Here is a 16,445-nt window from a genome sequence, read left to right as displayed (position 1 = left end):
AGGGCCTAGGAATTAGAACCTAGGCCTGAGGAAGTGATATTTATACCGATTGGAATTACAAGCGGCTCACATCAACCCTGAGTGTATCGAGATGAGTTGAGAGTGTCGGCGTGACTTGTTCATCGACTCGCCCTCCTAAGTGTTTAGCAAAAAATTGTTCCATGGCAAGAATATAGGCCAGCTTATTATCACGTTTACGAAAGCCATGGCCTTCATCTTTTGCCAGAATATACTCAACAGCTAGCTGTTGTTGATGCATGACTCTGGCGATATTATCTGATTCAATCTGGGTCACTCGTGGATCATTCGCGCCCTGAACCAACATCAAGGGGGCTTTGATGTTATCGACGAAATTGATCGGAGAACGAGCCTGCATATCGACTCTGTCTGTTGTTATCTCAGGATCACCCACGGCACTGTAAAATTGTCCTAAATAAGGGCGGAAGTGAGGTGGAAATGATTCCAGTAATGTGATTAAACTCGATGGCCCAACATAGGAGATCACTGCCTGATACAGATCTGGTGTAAATGTCGCGCCGGCGAGTGCAGCATATCCGCCATAGGACGCCCCCATAATGCCTAAACGTTGCTTATCGGCGATGCCTTGATTGACTAAGTAGTTAGCACCATCGGTCAGATCATCCTGCATACTGCCAGTGCCCCAGTTTTTGTTGCCCGCATTGAGGAAGCGTTTACCAAAACCTGTCGATGCACGAAAATTTGGCTGCAGTACTGCGTATCCACGGTTTGCTAGCAGTTGTGCTATTGGATTGAAATAACCTGAACTTAAAGTCCAATAGTCTCTCGCCCAAGGGCCGCCATGGGGAAGAATAATGGTTGGCAGCTTGCTGTTTTGTCCTTTAGGTAGGGTCAAATACGCTTGAATAATGACACCATCTCTCGCTTGGTAAGAGATAGATTGACGTTTAGAGAGAAGTTCCGGATCGATGGCAGGTGTCTGTGTGAATAGTTGAACTATCTCGCCTGTTTTAGCTGTGTATCGATAGTCACTACCAACGTCGATATCACTGGCAACATGGAGCTGCCATTGACCCGTTTTTTCATTTCTGTCAGTGATGGTGATCTCCACATCTTGGGTGAAGTGATCATTTATCTTTGTCCAATGCTGAGCAAAGGTGTTATCTAGGGAATAAGTGCGTAAACGGCCGCCGTAATAGGAGACAGCTAAGGGCTGCCCCTCATCATTAAACAACACTTCATAGACATCTGACTCATTTTCAGGATCTTTATGCAGTGTGATGAGCTTGCCGTTTGTCATATCTAGACGCAGCAGTTGTTGCTTATCTCTGCCATCGATGTCGGCGCGAATATAGGCTTGACGATTGGCCTCATCAAAACTCAAAATATCAATGCTCTCACCAAATTCCGTCTTAATCAGGCTGGTCCACTTGCCCTCCTGTTTGGCATAGAGATCGCTGGTATTGTCAGGATTACTGCTGGTACCCAGTACCGGTTCGCCATGCTTGTTTAGTTTTACTTGAGAGAAACCATAGGTGTTGGCGAAGATATTGGTTATCTTGCCGGAGTCTATATTCAGTTGATAGATATCCATCTGTTGCGGATTGTCTTGATTTGACATTAGCACCAAAGAGTTAGTTTTTTCCTTTGGTTGCTCTAGTAGATCGTACCTTACCTCATTGTTCTTGGTTAGTGCGGTGATCTGGGGGACAGGTTTAAGCTTACTGGTGTCTAGGGTGAGTCGATATACCTGAGTGTTTTCATTGCCACCTGAATCTCTAAGGAAGAAAATCTCATTAGTATCTGTTGACCAACGAAAACTATTAACAGGATCCTTTGAGGTGGTGATAGCAACAGCCGTATCAAGCTCTGCACCGGTAGGCATCAAGTAGATATTCTTTGCCCCCTCATACTCCTTAAAGAAAGCCAGCCATTTGCCATCACTGGATGCCTTAAGTTGGCTAATATCCTGTTCATTAAAAAAAGCTTCAATTGGGATTAACGGGGCCTGTTGAATCTGAGCGGTTAGTGCTGGTGGCGTCTGTTTCTGTGCGCAACCGGTGAGTAATAGGCTTCCAGCAATGGCTGTCCATAACAAAGTCGGTATTATTTTTTTCGTTAGCATTGTTTCATCCTTTAATGGTAACTGATAGCGAGGACGTAGCGGGTGTCATGGCTAAAAGTACTGACTGTCTAAATTGTTAATTAGCCTATTACACAAAATAATTATTGTAAAACGATAATAAAATATTAAATTACAACTAAATGTTTCTGTCTGATACAATTGAGTTACTCATGGCGAAGGAATGGATGACAATGAACCCCAATATGCAAAAGTTAATGAAGCTCAGTGGATTTTTTAGAGTGCTTGTCTTAATCGCCACTGCGGTTGTGGTGGTTTATCTGGGTTACAGTTATTTAATTGAAGGTGAGATCCGTTTTTCAACTAGCCATCTCTTTCTTGAGGCCTGGAATGATGAAAGAGCAAATAAGGGGATATTGTTAGCAATTCAGATGCCGCTTTTTCTCACCCTGTTTATCGGCGTGTATTGGTTGCAAAAATTACTTAGTTACTATCAGCAGGGGCATTTTTTTGGTAGTGAGTCGATGCATTGTTATCTGTGGTTGATATGGCTAAAAGTATTCGATTTTGTGCTAGAGATAGCGCAGGTACTTGTGACGGGTTATTACCATAGATCAATTTTCAAGCACAGCAGTATAGAATTGCCGATAGATTTTGGCGACTTCACTACTATTTTATTGATGTTGATTATTGTTTATTTACTTAAAGCGGCGAAAGAGATTGAAGCAGAAAACAGAGAGTTTATTTAAGGCCATATGTATATGGAAATAATCGTTAATTTAGATGTCATGATGGCGGTGCGTAAGGTGAGCTCTAAGGAGCTGGCTAAGGCGATAGGGATCACCGAGGCGAATCTGTCTTTGCTAAAACGAGGCAAGGTTAAAGGGGTTCGTTTTGAAACTTTGGCGAGCATCTGTAACTACTTGGCATGCCAGCCGGGTGATATTTTAGAGTATCGTTCAATAGAGGATTAATACGAAAAAAAACCGTCCGGCGAAAAGGGGAACGTGCCCGGACGGGAGCAATTTAAACCGTGCAAAAGGAAAGTGACGCCAAGAATGACGCCACTTTTTCGGTTAGTTATTTGAAAGTAGAAAGATTTTTATTATTATCTGTGTGCATACTTAGCGGTAAGTTTCTCTAAATAGGGTTGTACCTCTTTATCCCCCCAGTCTAAATAGCCCCGTAAAAAGCCGACTAAGTTGCCAGAGCCATCAAAGAAATAAGTGGCTGGAACTACGTCTGCAGGCATTACTTGATCGATATTTTTCTTCGGATCCAACCAAGTCTGGTAGTGTCCGAACTTATGACGCTCTAAGAAAGCTTGTACCTTATCACTCTCTTCATCGATAGAGATAGGTATCACCACCAAGTTGTTATTCTTGTTCACTTGGCGGATATTTTCCATTTGCGGGATCTCTTTAATACAGGGGGCGCACCAAGTGGCCCACAGATTGACCATCACCAGTTTGCCCTTAAACTCTTTTAACTGTATCGATCCTCCCTTGGTGTCCTTAAAGTTCACATCTGGGACCATTCTGGCCGAACTCATCTCAATAAAGCGAGACATGATCAGTGGTTTTTCAATGGCCTCCCCTGTGCTATAGACCTTGGAGGAGGCTATTTGAGCTTGAGCTGGCATGATCAGAGATGAGAGAACTAATAACCAGCTTAGTAGATGTGTTTTATTCATAGATATCACCATTAGTGTCTTGATGTTTACGTTGCTCGCGGATCAATACGGCAGTAAAACCGATAATACCGAAAAGCAAAAGAATTGGGCCAAACCAGAGCGCTGCCGTCGCTATAGATAAACTAGGTTGGTATCTGATTTTCTCGCCATAGCGCTGCACCAAAAAGTCAATGATGGTCTGCTTCGACTCACCTTGCTCTAGCATCAGAAAGATCTGTCCCTTAAGTTCGCTAGCAATCGGAGCGCCTGAATCAAATAGGTTTTGATTTACCGACATAGGGCAACGCAGTTCGTGAGCAATTTCAAAACCTAAATCGCGGATCTGCTCTTGGGTGTATTGGATTTTATCTGTCACATCCGTTACAGCACTTACCGATAGGCTGGCACTAAAGAGTAAAACGACCGCTAACCAAGCTCTTATTGTGCTCATGTTGAGGGCGATTCTGTTCATGCTAACTCCTTTGTGAACCTGGTTGTTTGTGAGGAGCTGGATTTGGTCGCGGCGGGTTGTCGGCCTAGATTATAGAGAGCTGAAAATGCAGCAATAGTGCCGCCTAGCATTATTAGTAAGCCACCAATCCAGATCCAACAGGCCAAAGGTTTATGACTAATGCGCACTAAGTATTCAGTTTCACTGAGCTGTTGACCACTGGACACATAAAGATCACGGACTAAGTTACGCATGATGCCAGCTTTTGAGATCTCCATGGCGTTAGTCTTAAAGGTTTGTCGCTGTGGGGTGATATAACCAATGTCATTTTCATCGCTATCCATAACACGAATATTAGCTTGAATCGCGGTGTAGCTGTTCGTTTCAACATCAACGGTATCTTCATAGACAAAGGTGTATCCAGCGACGATTTTACCTTGGCCTGGCCCCATTCTTAGTAATTCTTGAGTTTCAAAATTAGACACAGCAGTGGCGCCAATAATACTGATTGCCACCCCGAAATGTGCGATCAGCATGGCTGCCTTCTTGGCGATAAACTGGTTTGATTGCTGAAGCTGGCAATAGATAAGGTAACCGAGGGAGATGATGATCCAAGCGGCTGCTGTCGCACCAATAAACACCCAGAAGCTGAAACTTTCGCGTGTTTGCAGCGCAAATATCACTCCGATCACCGCCGCTACTACAAATAGTCCAACTAGTGGCCGTAAACGGCTTAACGACTCTTGCTGCCAAGCAACTAGAGGTGCAGCTCCCATTAATAGTACGGCGACAAAGGTCAGTGGCACAAAGATACTATTAAAATAAGGCGCACCCACAGATAAGGTACCGAGATTTAATAGTTCGAATAACAGTGGATAAAAGGTACCGAGCAACACAGATATAGCTGCAACTAGTAAGACGATGTTGCCAAGTAACATCAAGCTATCACGGGAGACTAAGGCAAAGTCAGACTTTGACTTGATAAGATTAGCCTTTAAGGCAAACAGAGTGAGCGCACCGCAGACAAATATACCCAGCAGGAAGAGGATTGACATACCGCGGGTTGGATCTGAGGCAAAGGCGTGTACCGATTGCACGATTCCGGATCGCACTAAAAAGGTTCCCAATAAGCTTAAGGAAAAGGCGAGTATGCATAACAATAAGGTGGTGATCTTAAAGCTACTTCTCTGCTGACTTAGTACTACGCTGTGAAGTAATGCGGTGGCAACTAGCCAAGGAATAAATGAGGCATTTTCAACGGGATCCCAGAACCACCATCCGCCCCAACCAAGTTCGTTATAGGCCCACCACGAGCCAAATGCATTGCCGCCAGTTAGAAATACCCAGGCCAACAGCACCCATGGACGCAGATAACCAGCATGTTGCTGAGTAAACTTACCACCGATAAGAGCGGCAATGGCTGCCGCAAAAGTCACGGTCAATCCCACATAACCGAGGAACAGCATCGGCGGATGAAAAATCAATCCTATGTCTTGCAGAATGGGGTTAAGGTCGCGACCCTCTATCGGGAAGTTAGGTAGCAAGCGAGCGAAGGGATTGGAGGTGAATAACATAAACAGGTTAAAACCTGCAATGACAAACGCCAAAATGGCAATCATGCGGCCAATAAATAGCCTGTCTTGATAGCGAGGTGAGAAGACTATTATACAGCCCCAAATTGCGATTGAGACCATCCAAAACAGCATCGAACCTTCATGGCTGCCCCAAACAGCGGCGACCTTATAGAGTGTTGCCAACTGAGTATTTGAATGGTTAGCAACATAAGCGACCGAGAAATCATCAACAAGAAAGGAGATCAACAAACATAAAATTGAGGCACTAATGGCGATTGTCATTAATGCGGTCAGTATTTTTACATAGCTAAACAGATAGTTGTTTTTTGTATAAGAAGCATAGAGCGGAATAAATGACAGTAGCAAGGCTGATACTGTACTAATAATGAGGAAAATAAGTCCTAATTCTGGGATCATCTTATTAAATTCTCTATATTTTAAGAAAATGTTTGGGTAAATATTATTCTGTTTGAGAATATTTGTTGTTAATAGCTCAATATAAAATTTGAATTATTAATTCATCTGACTTGCTATTATTTCGTCAGCTTTTAATTCACCTTCATTTTAACCAAGACAAACCCAATTCAAGTCGTTGGAACTTAGGGTAGGTTATATTAGCGATGTGTTTTGTGACTTCTCTATCTTTTATCAAACTTCCGTATCTGCTAGACATCTTTTCATATATCAATGGGTTTTTTTAGAATATTTTAGATATCAAAGTGCTGAGTCACAAGTGAAAAACACATGGCATAATTGTTTGCAATATATTGTTTTGATTTGATTTTCACTGATTTTTTACTATCTGTGTTTTTCTAGGTCTCATTTCTTGCTGTGACGCATATTTTTCGCAAAAAAGATGTGGAAAATAGCTGCAACTCAATTGTTCAGTTGTTTGGCTAAACAAAAGAGTGCCTTAGTTGAATGATGAAAAAAATACTATAACTAGGTTATAACTAGGAGTGATGATGAAAAGTTGGAAACTTAAAGCGGCCGCTAGTGTGCTGTTTTGTTTCGGCGCAATAGGTAACGCTAGTGCTGCTGGTGATAAGTACAATAGCATCCCAGAAATGGGTGCATCTGCTAAGAATGCAATTGCAAACTATGCAGGTACAGAGAGAACGACGGGTGTTAAATCACTGCACGATTATATTGTTCAAGAAGATGAGTTATTCGATTTCTTATTCCAAAACCATCCAATGTTCAAATATCAGGAGGAAGGTAACTTAATTGGTGATTACCATATTAGTGACCGTGGTGAAGAGTATTTAGATACTGGTGGAAGTCAGGCATACAGTAAGCGTGTTGGTCGTCCAAGTGCAGTTCAGTATCGTCTAGGTGCTAAATCAACATTGGATTTCCCAAACAATTTCGTCGGTCCAGAGAAGTGTGGTGAGTGTCACGCGACGCAATATGAGAAGTGGCAACGTTCACGTCACGCAAATGTGATCCGTTTCCCAAGTGAAATTACCGATAAAGAAGTACCAAATGGTGATTTGAATGCGCCACTTTATGGCAGTGAAGCATCAATGTTACCAGACGGTGTACGCGCTAATGATGTATACGCCATCATCGGTACGCCACGTACTAAGTATGGTTTCTTAGACTCATGGCTAGTTCGTGGTACGTACCACATACGTGATGGTCTACTGTCAGAAGGCACCGGTAAAATGGTCGCTGGTGGTAACCAGTTCTCTCGTGGTTGGGCTGAATGGCTAACCCCTGAGATGGCGAAAAAAATTAACAAGGCAATCCCTGAGTTCCCTGTCACGCTAGAAGAGTTTGGCGCAACAGGTTCACACAAGTGGGGTATGACTTCATACGGTGCTAAGTATGAGAAAGAGATGCTATTTCAACCAGGCAGCTCTTATTGTGAAATGTGCCACACCTATAAGTTCGATTTCCAAAATAAAGAAGAGTTTTTCGATGCACTTGGCGATGCTAAGAAGCTACAAGAGCACACGATCTCTAAAGGTATTGCTTGTGAAGAGTGTCATGGCGCAGGCGGTCACTTAGATGGCGGTACTGGCGGCATGCAGTCTAACTGTGAGCGTTGTCACCAGCGTTTCTTCTTTGTTGACGCACTCGCTGATACAGAGCAAGCACAAGAGAAAATGGAATACGCGTTTGGCGTATACATGAAGTCTGCTTGTCCATCTTGTGGTACTGAAGGCTCGCAAATGTTTGCTTCTGCTCACTACGAGAAAGGCATGCGTTGTACTACTTGTCACGATCCACACGAAGTAACAGATGGCGATTTCCTATCTGGTTTCTCTACGCCAAAGCTGAAGAAAGACTGTAAGGATTGTCACGAAGCACAAACCTTGATTGCTGACAACACTGACACACACAGCAAGCAAACGTGTCAAAGCTGTCACATGCCTAACATGGGTAGCTGTGAAAACTTCGCTGCAATTCAGTTCCCAGACAGCGCAGGTTTTGACGCGGTTCGTCGTTCACACATGTGGAAGATTGATATTGATCCTGTGCGTAAGACATTGAATCCACCTGAAGGTCAACCACGTGATTCAGGCGTTAAAGGCTGGACTGTGGCTAAGAATGAAGAGGGTCACAACTACTTAGACTTAATGTGGTCATGTGCTCGTACCGCGATTTCTGACAAAGACGTAGTGGATAACAAGGGTTGTCACAGCCCATTCCAGTCTGAGTTAGAAACTGGTCTTCACTATGACGATCAGATGGAAATTTACGGTGAAGTGATGAAGATGCAAACACCGGTTAAAGATGTTTACAACAAAGTTGAGCAAGCTCTTGAGCGTATCGATACGCTACTTGAAGTGACTAAGTTGTCTACTGCTGACAAGACCGAAGTGTTAATGCTAGCTGAGAGAGCTCAAGAAACTATTGATCTTATTAAGAAAGATGGTTCATGGGGTGTTCATGGTTTCCGTTACAGTCAGAAACGTCTAGATGCTGCACTAACTTATGTTACCCAAGCTCAAAACATTCTTGACGGTGTTGGTTACAGCGCTAAATAGATCTGATTGAGTTAATACCGACCTCAACTTAAGTACGCTTGGGTTGAGGTAACAAAGAGAGAAAATATGAATAGAGTACTGGGAAGTGTCATTTTCACCGTCTTGTTGTCCATGTTATCGGCGAGCTGTTATGCCGGCGGTGGTCAAGAGATGGGCCCAGCTAAATATTATGATGAAGCGCTAAATACGATCACCATGATGGAAGCACAAACCTTAGTGGGCAAAGAGGGAGTCTACTTCTTCGACGTCAATACATTGGAGTTATGGGCAGAAGGATTCATTCCAGGCGCTGTTTATTTCAACGTAAAAAATTGGAAAGACTTACTGCCAAAAAACAAAGATGCACAGATGATTTTCTACTGCGCAAACCGTCTTTGTAATGCCAGTGAAATTGCTGCTCGACACGTGATGAAACTGGGTTATACCAGTGTTCGTCAGATGCCAGACGGGATCTATGGTTGGCGTTTAGCGAATCGAGTAACAGAAAAGCCATAACGGATTATGTTTATTTATTTTTAGTGAGATTTATTTTATGAAAAAGCTTAAAAGAAGTGTATTGGCCGTTGTGTCTTGTCTAACCATGTCAGTATCTGTGTCCTGTTTTGCCAATAGCGACCTCACCACTGACGTTGAAAAGGAGTCGTACAGTATAGGTGCGTCATTTGGCCACCATATCTCTAGTCAGGTATATGGTCAAACTCAACTCGGTGCAGAAGTCGATATGGGACAGGTTGTAAACGGTTTACTCGATGCGTTACAAGACGAAACTAAAATGTCTAAAGAGGAGATCGTGACCTACCTTAACCAACGTGCTGAAACGCTGAATGCGGCTAAGCAAGTCAAACTAGATGCACTTACTGCTAAAAATGTAGCAGCAGGTGAAGCTTTTATGGCTGAAAACCGTAAAAACAGTGATGTTAAACAGACTGATTCAGGTTTGCAGTATGAAGTGATCACCTTAGGTGATGGCACAACGCCGCAAGGCAACGATGTTGTTACCGTTCACTACAAAGGTACCTTGATTGATGGCACTGAGTTTGACAGCACTTATGAGCGTGACGAACCAAACCGTTTCTCTTTAGTTACCGTTATTGAAGGCTGGCAAGAAGCCCTTGCTTTAATGCCTCAAGGGTCAAAGTTTAAGTTAACGATCCCACCTGCACTTGCATACGGTGACCGTGTTGTTGGCATGATTCAGCCTCATTCTACTTTGGTATTTGAAGTTGAGTTGGTCAAGGTTGAAGCACCTGGTGAGGGATCTCACGGCATGGGTCTCAGTGGCATGGGTATGGGTGGCATGATGGGCGGCATGACAGGCGCCAATCCACATAAATAAATTTGATATTAATTATTGATATAGAGCCAAGATGAACACATTACTTATTAGTATCTCAATTATCTTATTTTGTTCGCTAGCATGTCTTTTTTGTCATCATTTGAAATATGGCACCAAGATCCAATGCGTCGAAAAAGATGTTGGGCACTTTTTTGGCTCTAATATAAATATTAAATCTAACCATGTTAATTCAAGTAATAATTATTACTTCGGATTTATCGGTCTATTTTTTATTAGTGTTTCTGTTTTACTTTATGTGACTATCGGCAGTTATCAAAACTTGGACTCAGCCAAAGTTGATTACAATATTGATTACCTGTTGGTTGCTGATATTAACAAAGGTCAGAAACTCGCATCAGAACACCCTGATGATCCACAGGTTCTATTAGGTCTAGCCCAATCGTATATCGACGGTGGCCTCTACAGTGACGCGCTAGGAACCTTAGATAATTTGCTGACGATTAACAAAGAAAACAGTGAAGCCTTAGGGTTAAAAGCCACGTCCATGTACTACCGTGATACTCGCGTTATTAACATGGACACTTCTTTAGTGATTGCGAGGGCGCTAACTCTGCATCATGAAGAATTCAATACCCGATTATTAATCGCCAATGATGCTTACCTAAAGGGTGACTATCAAAAGGCGATTAATAACTGGAATATTATTTTAACCAATAAGCTGCAGGTGTTTAATCGTGATGCAATTCAATTCGCAATCGAAAAAGCTAAGTTGAAATTAACTAAGGGTGATCCCGTAGTGACTAATTAGAATCTAATTAACTACTAGTAGAAATATCAAATTAAAAAATAACGAGTCGGTTTAAAACCGATAATCGGAGGATGCTGTGAGTGAAAATCTAGAGAGACGGAGGTTCCTTAAATGTCTTGGAGCCAGCTCTTTGATATTGGCACCGCTTGGGTGTAGTTCGGTCAAAGAAAAGGAAGATATCAACAAGACGCACTATGTGATGGTTTTCGACCAGAACAAATGTGTCGGTTGTGGTGAGTGTAAGGAAGCCTGTAATAAGGCTAACCACTTACCTGTAGGTAAGTCTCGACTACTTATGGAAGAGCAATCAAGCGCAGTTGAAGGTCAACCTTGTCCACACTGCGGTAAAACAAATGACTGTGGTTGTCAGCGTAAGTTTGTCCGTGTTTCATGTCAGCAATGTAAGAATGCTCCTTGCGTAACAGTGTGCCCAACAGGCGCAGCCCATCGCGATGAGAAGACCGGCATTGTGACCATGGATGCGGCGAAATGTGCAGGCTGTAAGTACTGTATCGGTGCTTGCCCATACGACGCACGTTTCATCAATAAAGAAACTGACGTTGCCGATAACTGTGACTTCTGCCTACACAGCAAACTTGCCATCGGCGAGTTACCAGCTTGTGTGCAGCAGTGCCGTTATGACGCGCTGATCTTTGGTGATGCAAACGATCCAACTTCATATGTGAGTAAGTTATTAGCTGTGAAGGACTCGGTAAGAATTAAGCCTGGTTTCGGTACAGAGCCTAGCTTGCGCTACATACCAATTGTGAAGCTGGGAGTATAGTCATGGACGGTAGTATTGAATTTACAATGGGCCTTTCACAAGGCATCGCTTGGCCTTGGCCAATCGCGGTTTACCTGTTCTTTGCTGGTATATCTGGCGGCGCACTGTCGGTTGCCCTGTTCATTCGTTTCTATAAAAAACAAACTGAAAATACGCCATTTTTAAAGGCGGCGTCTTTGGTGTCGTTAGTCACGATTGCACTGGGTATGTTGTGTTTGGTTATAGACTTGACTAACCCGCTGTTCTTCTGGCGAATTTTGGTGTTCTACAACCTAAACTCTGTGATGTCAGTGGGTGTTCTTGTCCTAAATGCATACATTCCTTTGGTCGCGTTGGTGACACTGTTCGCGTTCGAGGAAGAGATCAAGGCATGTAAGCCACTGCATTTCTTGTTGCCTATCATCGACAAGTTACGAGTTATTCGTACGCCATCTGAAAAGCTAGTACTGGTACTTGCTATGTCAGTGTGTGCTTACACCGGCTTCTTGATCTCAGCTTTGATCCGCTTTCCCATCATCAATACCTCAGTACTGCCTGCATTGTTTGTTGCGTCAGGTCTTTCTGCCGGTGCCGCTGCTGCGAAAATGCTCGCGGTATCAGTATTTAAAGAAGATCTACACAGCAAAGACATGCACACATTACATAGCCTTGAGTGGCCTGTAATGGCAGCCGAAGCCCTGTTCCTATTCATGATTATCATGTCATTAGCAACGGGTAATGCGGGTGCACAGAGTGCATTTGCCGCTTTCCATAGTGGTACATGGGCGTATGTGTTCTGGTTAGGTGTTGTGGGTATGGGCTTTGTGGGTCCACTCTTGCTTAATTTCGCCACAGGTAAAGCCTTTAGTCATTCGGCTAAAGCGTTTTTCTTGTCTGGTGCGTGTGCGGTAGTCGGCATGATGTGCTTGCGTTTATTCATCATTTACGCAGGCCAGTTAAATGCCATCTAGTCGAAGGATTTCGATAGCTTGTTAGTTTCCCTGCTTAACAAGGATATCGATTGGTTTGACTAGTGTGAGTAAGCTAGCCCTTTAAACACCGCCCCTGCAAGGCTATTAAAGGGCTAGTCTGAAAGCATGTTGATATTTGGAGACATAATGAAAAAGTTAATCTGTTTGCTATTCCTATTACCTCTGTTAAGTGCATGCAGCGAGCGCAGCGTGGACACAGCACAATACACGGCAGAGGTGATTCATGAACATGACCGTTGCCATCTGTGCGGCATGATGATCACCAAATACCCAGGCCCTAAAGGCCAAGTTCACCTTAAGGGGCAATCGGTTGTTCCTAAATTTTGCTCGACTCGCGACATGTTTAACTTTGCCCTGCAAACTGAAAACAAGCGTCAAATTGAAGCCCTGTTTGTCCATGATGCTGGTGCGACAGGCTGGGATACACCAACAGATGATGCCTTCATCGATGCCACTACGGCTTGGTATGTCATTGGTTCTATTAAAAAGGTCGCGATGGGGTCTGCAGTAGCCAGCTTTAAGAATCAAGCCGATGCCGTTAAATTTGCTAAAGAGTTTGGCGGGGCAGTGCTGCCTTTTGAACAGATTGATATCAAGCTACTTGCTGGCGAATAACTGACTTTAAGCACTATTTAACGAGCTGTTTAGGTAAATGATAACTTGCCACTGAATGAATATATTTATGATGAATTTCACCTCAAACCACGTATTCACTCGATTTAAAACAGCAAGGCACGTTTGCCTGAGTACTTGGTTGATTTTAGTGTTTAGCCCAGGCTGTATCGCTGCGAGTTACTCTGTGTCAAGTGCAGCAATGCTAAAGCAACGACTGCAGACTGTGGCTGCGGGTGACACCATTCTACTGGAGCCTGGTGAGTACTTGGGTCAATTTGAGATCCATCAGCCAATCACCTTAACGGGTAAGAAAGGTGCGGTTATTGACGCCGAGGGCAAAGACAGTGCCCTTAGCGTTTTTAGCGCTGATGTGACTATCTCAAAGCTACAGATCCAGAACTGGGGTAGTGATCTATACGAGCTTAACGCTGGCATATTAATAAAAGAGCAAGCTCAGCGTATACGCATTGAATCGAGTCATCTTCAAGGTGACGGCTTTGGCATTTACGCAGAAAATACCAGTCACATTACCGTTGCCAATAACCTTATCTCTGGCAATTCTAGGCTGTATAAGCTCGATAGGGGCGACGGGGTTTACCTTAAAGGTGTCGATGTATCTATCATACATGACAACCAGATCTCAGATGTGAGAGACGGGATTTATCTTGAAACCAGTACCAATAGCCTAGTGTTCGATAACCGTTTTCACTCCCAGCAGTATGGCATTCATTACATGTATACCAAGCATGATGAAGCCTACGGCAACCAGGTTGATAACGTTGACGGCGGTTACGCCTTGATGAGCTCTGAGTTTATTAATCTGCATCACAATCAAGTCTCTAATGCCGTTGATTTTGGTGTGTTGCTTAACATTAGCAAGCATTCAATTATCAGTAATAACCGGGTGTCACTGGCGCATAATCCCCAAGGGACGGCAGAGCAGGGCAATGAGGGCAAAGGGATATTTATTTACGGTGCCCGGGATAATGAAATTATCCATAATCTGTTTTCCAGCAGTGATATTGGTATCTATATGGCCATGGGCGGTGAGAAGAATAAGGTATACGGTAATCAGTTTGTCAATAACAAGACCCAGGTGAAGTACGTCGGCGACGTGCTTTTAGAGTGGAGTCATCAGGGGCGGGGCAACTACTGGAGTGGTTATATGGGCTGGGACCATGATCATGATGGTATCGCCGATAAGGCATATCGACCAAATGACAGCCTAGATAAGCTTTTTTGGCTCTATCCAGAGGCGCGTTTTTTAATGAACAGTCCTGTGATTATGTTGTTGCGTTGGGTACAAGGCCAGTTTGACATCGGCCCGCCAACAGGCATCGTCGATAGCTTCCCCGTGCTAAGCATTAACGATGAAAATCATGCCAACAAGGTATTGATGTGATGGTTATTATCACGCATAAAATGGCAGTAAAATTGAGAACCTCATGTCAGGACCAATAATAGCGCTAACCGATGTTAGCCTTCAATATAACGATTTTACCGCGCTGGATAGCGTCAGTTTTGCGGTCGGATCGGGCCAAATCATGACACTATTAGGCCATAACGGTGCAGGTAAATCTAGCCTGATTAAGATCATCTTAGGTTTGATCACGCCAACATCGGGCTCGGTGACTATTTTGGGCCAGAGTGCACTGGACAGTCAGGCACGCAACAGTGTGCGTCTAGGTTATCTACCTGAAGATGCGAGTTTCTATGACAAGCTGACAGGCTATGAAGTCTTAAGTTATTTTGCCGCATTAAAGGGTGTGAGCCGACGTCGTGTAGAGTCACTGATTGATGAGTTTGGCCTCGAGTATGCTCAGCATCGGCAGTTAAAAACCTACTCAAAAGGGATGAAGCAACGGCTTGGGGTGGCACAGGCCATTCTATCTGAACCTAAAATTTTGTTACTCGATGAGCCGACGGTTGGCTTGGATCCCCAGGCATCACAGTTTCTCTATAGCAAGATTAATCAACTAAAAAGAGCGGGTTGCGCTGTAGTGATCTCAACCCATGAGCTGTCTTTGGTTGAGGCCCACCTCGATTGCGCTTTGATAATGTCTAAGGGCAAGCGTCTCGCGTTAGGCTCCTGTTGTGAGCTTAGCTGTGCCAGTTCACTAAAAACCACTATCAAGTTTAATGAGCTTACCGAAAGTGTTAAGAGCAATGCTTATCTGCAGCAGTTTTATCGAGATGGTTTGTTGCACATTCGCGGCGATCAAAAGTCGGCGTTGGTTCAGCACTTAGTGTCTCAATGTCAAATATTTGATTTTGAGATCAAAGAGCCAAGACTCGAAGATATTTACCACGATTTAATGGAGCAAGACTTACACTCTTAACTAGAGCAGTCTTAGAATGAATATGAATAGACCAAGATCCCCGATTCTGATTATTGCCTATAAAGAGATTTGTGACAGCTCTCGAAATCGCTGGCTAGCCTTTATGGGGAGTATGTTTTTACTGTTGTCTTTGAGTGTCAGCTTTGCTGGCAGTGCAGTTACTGGCAGTTTATACCTACCAGAGCTCAATAGTTTAATGAGCAGTCTATCGACTATCTCAGTATTTATCATCCCGCTGGCTGCGATATTACTTTGTTACGATAGTTTTGTCGGTGAGGAGGAGGCGGGCACCTTGTTGTTACTCCTGTCCTATCCGCTGACACGCTCGCAGATTATTTTCGGCAAGTTACTTGGTCACATTACTGTGATGTTAGTCGCCACTGGCTTTGCATTTGGTTTCACTGCCGCACTGCTGTTATTGGTTGGAGAGCAATATCATAGTGCCGAATTAGTGGCGGCGTTTGCTCAGTTTTTACTCAGCAGTAATTTGTTGGCACTAACCTTTATCCTGTTGAGTTACATTGTGAGTTTAAAGTGCACTGAAAAAGCCAAGGCGATTGGCTGTTTACTGCTGCTATGGTTTCTGTTTGTGCTGATCTACGACTTGCTACTCTTGACTTTACTTGTGTCAGACTTCTCTTTTGCCAATCAATATTTGATTAATATTTTGATCGCCTTGAGCCCAACGGATCTCTATCGTGCGATTAATTTAGTCGCCATTGAGGGGGAAGGTGCCAGTGGTGGCTTGGCGATGATAGCGACTACAGATTGGGGCTTATCGGCAATGTATGCCCTGTTTCTACTGTGGATTGTCTCTTTGACATTTATTTCCCATCGTACTTTTAAGCGAAAGCCGCTTTAATCTTGTCAAAATAA

At 43.6% G+C, this 16,445-nt stretch carries 16 protein-coding genes; 12 read left to right on the top strand and 4 right to left on the bottom strand.

The genetic code is table 11. The features are described 5' to 3' along the window. Positions 1-55: 55 nt before the first annotated feature. Positions 56-2,104, bottom strand: a complete 2,049-nt coding sequence (locus HWQ47_RS25985) for a S9 family peptidase (RefSeq protein WP_269968841.1) — start codon at positions 2,102-2,104, stop codon at positions 56-58. A gap of 170 nt (positions 2,105-2,274) precedes the next feature. On the opposite strand from HWQ47_RS25985, the gene HWQ47_RS25980 reads away from it, so the two are divergent. Next, positions 2,275-2,811, top strand: a complete 537-nt coding sequence (locus HWQ47_RS25980; RefSeq protein ID WP_269968840.1) for a DUF2975 domain-containing protein — start codon at positions 2,275-2,277, stop codon at positions 2,809-2,811. Positions 2,812-2,823: 12 nt separating this feature from the next. Next, entirely contained in the window at positions 2,824-3,036 is a 213-nt protein-coding gene (locus tag HWQ47_RS25975; protein WP_269968839.1) for a helix-turn-helix domain-containing protein, read from the top strand. A 134-nt stretch (positions 3,037-3,170) separates the two neighbouring features. On the opposite strand, the gene HWQ47_RS25970 is transcribed toward HWQ47_RS25975, so the two are convergent. From HWQ47_RS25970 to HWQ47_RS25960, 3 genes are read right to left on the bottom strand one after another with little or no spacing between them, the layout of a single operon-like run. Then, positions 3,171-3,755 carry a TlpA family protein disulfide reductase gene (locus HWQ47_RS25970; protein WP_269968838.1) on the bottom strand — a complete coding sequence of 195 codons (585 nt, stop codon included), beginning with the start codon at positions 3,753-3,755 and terminating at the stop codon, positions 3,171-3,173. Further along, on the bottom strand, positions 3,748-4,206 hold the full coding sequence (locus HWQ47_RS25965) for a cytochrome c-type biogenesis protein (RefSeq protein WP_269968837.1): 459 nt from the start codon (positions 4,204-4,206) through the stop codon (positions 3,748-3,750). The genes HWQ47_RS25970 and HWQ47_RS25965 overlap by 8 nt, the downstream gene beginning before the upstream one ends. Continuing rightward, the gene (locus HWQ47_RS25960; protein WP_269968836.1) at positions 4,203-6,176 is read right to left on the bottom strand and encodes a heme lyase CcmF/NrfE family subunit; all 1,974 of its coding nucleotides are present in this window, start codon (positions 6,174-6,176) and stop codon (positions 4,203-4,205) included. The genes HWQ47_RS25965 and HWQ47_RS25960 overlap by 4 nt, the downstream gene beginning before the upstream one ends. 548 nt (positions 6,177-6,724) lie before the next feature. Here HWQ47_RS25960 and HWQ47_RS25955 point away from each other — a divergent pair. The 10 genes from HWQ47_RS25955 to HWQ47_RS25910 all read left to right on the top strand — a co-directional run bounded on the left by HWQ47_RS25955 (position 6,725) and on the right by HWQ47_RS25910 (position 16,431). After that, a complete protein-coding gene (locus tag HWQ47_RS25955) occupies positions 6,725-8,755 on the top strand; it encodes a multiheme c-type cytochrome (RefSeq protein ID WP_269971866.1) in 2,031 nt (676 codons plus the stop codon). A 66-nt stretch (positions 8,756-8,821) separates the two neighbouring features. Then, positions 8,822-9,250, top strand: coding sequence for a rhodanese-like domain-containing protein (locus HWQ47_RS25950; protein ID WP_269968835.1), 429 nt, complete (start codon positions 8,822-8,824; stop codon positions 9,248-9,250). 37 nt (positions 9,251-9,287) lie between these two features. Further along, positions 9,288-10,091: an FKBP-type peptidyl-prolyl cis-trans isomerase gene (locus HWQ47_RS25945; RefSeq protein WP_269968834.1), complete on the top strand. Its 804-nt coding sequence runs from the start codon at positions 9,288-9,290 to the stop codon at positions 10,089-10,091. A 31-nt stretch (positions 10,092-10,122) separates the two neighbouring features. After that, positions 10,123-10,860 (top strand): tetratricopeptide repeat protein, encoded by a 738-nt coding sequence (locus HWQ47_RS25940; protein ID WP_269968833.1) that lies wholly within the window; start codon positions 10,123-10,125, stop codon positions 10,858-10,860. Between the two features lie 76 nt (positions 10,861-10,936). Next, positions 10,937-11,644 (top strand): 4Fe-4S dicluster domain-containing protein, encoded by a 708-nt coding sequence (locus HWQ47_RS25935; RefSeq protein ID WP_269968832.1) that lies wholly within the window; start codon positions 10,937-10,939, stop codon positions 11,642-11,644. A 2-nt stretch (positions 11,645-11,646) separates the two neighbouring features. Then, complete coding sequence (gene nrfD / locus HWQ47_RS25930; RefSeq protein ID WP_269968831.1) at positions 11,647-12,594, top strand: NrfD/PsrC family molybdoenzyme membrane anchor subunit; 948 nt, start codon at positions 11,647-11,649, stop codon at positions 12,592-12,594. A 147-nt stretch (positions 12,595-12,741) separates the two neighbouring features. Further along, positions 12,742-13,230, top strand: a complete 489-nt coding sequence (locus HWQ47_RS25925; RefSeq protein WP_269968830.1) for a nitrous oxide reductase accessory protein NosL — start codon at positions 12,742-12,744, stop codon at positions 13,228-13,230. 67 nt (positions 13,231-13,297) lie between these two features. Then, complete coding sequence (gene nosD / locus HWQ47_RS25920; RefSeq protein ID WP_269968829.1) at positions 13,298-14,632, top strand: nitrous oxide reductase family maturation protein NosD; 1,335 nt, start codon at positions 13,298-13,300, stop codon at positions 14,630-14,632. Positions 14,633-14,675: 43 nt separating this feature from the next. Beyond that, complete coding sequence (locus HWQ47_RS25915) at positions 14,676-15,569, top strand: ABC transporter ATP-binding protein (RefSeq protein WP_269968828.1); 894 nt, start codon at positions 14,676-14,678, stop codon at positions 15,567-15,569. Between the two features lie 16 nt (positions 15,570-15,585). Continuing rightward, positions 15,586-16,431, top strand: a complete 846-nt coding sequence (locus tag HWQ47_RS25910) for an ABC transporter permease (RefSeq protein ID WP_269968827.1) — start codon at positions 15,586-15,588, stop codon at positions 16,429-16,431. Positions 16,432-16,445 lie beyond the last annotated feature (14 nt).

The organism is Shewanella sp. MTB7, assembly GCF_027571385.1.
GTDB lineage: Bacteria > Pseudomonadota > Gammaproteobacteria > Enterobacterales > Shewanellaceae > Shewanella.
The sequence above is the reverse complement of the archived record's forward strand: the minus strand, read 5'-3'. Positions and strand labels throughout refer to the sequence as shown.

Bases quoted from the DNA above. Each gene is read 5' to 3' on its own strand.
- HWQ47_RS25985 (WP_269968841.1), bottom strand. From the start codon at position 2,104: ATGCTAACGAAAAAAATAATACCGACTTTGTTATGGACAGCCATTGCT.
- HWQ47_RS25980 (WP_269968840.1), top strand. From the start codon at position 2,275: ATGGCGAAGGAATGGATGACAATGAACCCCAATATGCAAAAGTTAATG.
- HWQ47_RS25975 (WP_269968839.1), top strand. From the start codon at position 2,824: ATGGAAATAATCGTTAATTTAGATGTCATGATGGCGGTGCGTAAGGTG.
- HWQ47_RS25970 (WP_269968838.1), bottom strand. From the start codon at position 3,755: ATGAATAAAACACATCTACTAAGCTGGTTATTAGTTCTCTCATCTCTG.
- HWQ47_RS25965 (WP_269968837.1), bottom strand. From the start codon at position 4,206: ATGAACAGAATCGCCCTCAACATGAGCACAATAAGAGCTTGGTTAGCG.
- HWQ47_RS25960 (WP_269968836.1), bottom strand. From the start codon at position 6,176: ATGATCCCAGAATTAGGACTTATTTTCCTCATTATTAGTACAGTATCA.
- HWQ47_RS25955 (WP_269971866.1), top strand. From the start codon at position 6,725: ATGAAAAGTTGGAAACTTAAAGCGGCCGCTAGTGTGCTGTTTTGTTTC.
- HWQ47_RS25950 (WP_269968835.1), top strand. From the start codon at position 8,822: ATGAATAGAGTACTGGGAAGTGTCATTTTCACCGTCTTGTTGTCCATG.
- HWQ47_RS25945 (WP_269968834.1), top strand. From the start codon at position 9,288: ATGAAAAAGCTTAAAAGAAGTGTATTGGCCGTTGTGTCTTGTCTAACC.
- HWQ47_RS25940 (WP_269968833.1), top strand. From the start codon at position 10,123: ATGAACACATTACTTATTAGTATCTCAATTATCTTATTTTGTTCGCTA.
- nrfD (WP_269968831.1), top strand. From the start codon at position 11,647: ATGGACGGTAGTATTGAATTTACAATGGGCCTTTCACAAGGCATCGCT.
- HWQ47_RS25925 (WP_269968830.1), top strand. From the start codon at position 12,742: ATGAAAAAGTTAATCTGTTTGCTATTCCTATTACCTCTGTTAAGTGCA.
- nosD (WP_269968829.1), top strand. From the start codon at position 13,298: ATGATGAATTTCACCTCAAACCACGTATTCACTCGATTTAAAACAGCA.
- HWQ47_RS25915 (WP_269968828.1), top strand. From the start codon at position 14,676: ATGTCAGGACCAATAATAGCGCTAACCGATGTTAGCCTTCAATATAAC.
- HWQ47_RS25910 (WP_269968827.1), top strand. From the start codon at position 15,586: ATGAATATGAATAGACCAAGATCCCCGATTCTGATTATTGCCTATAAA.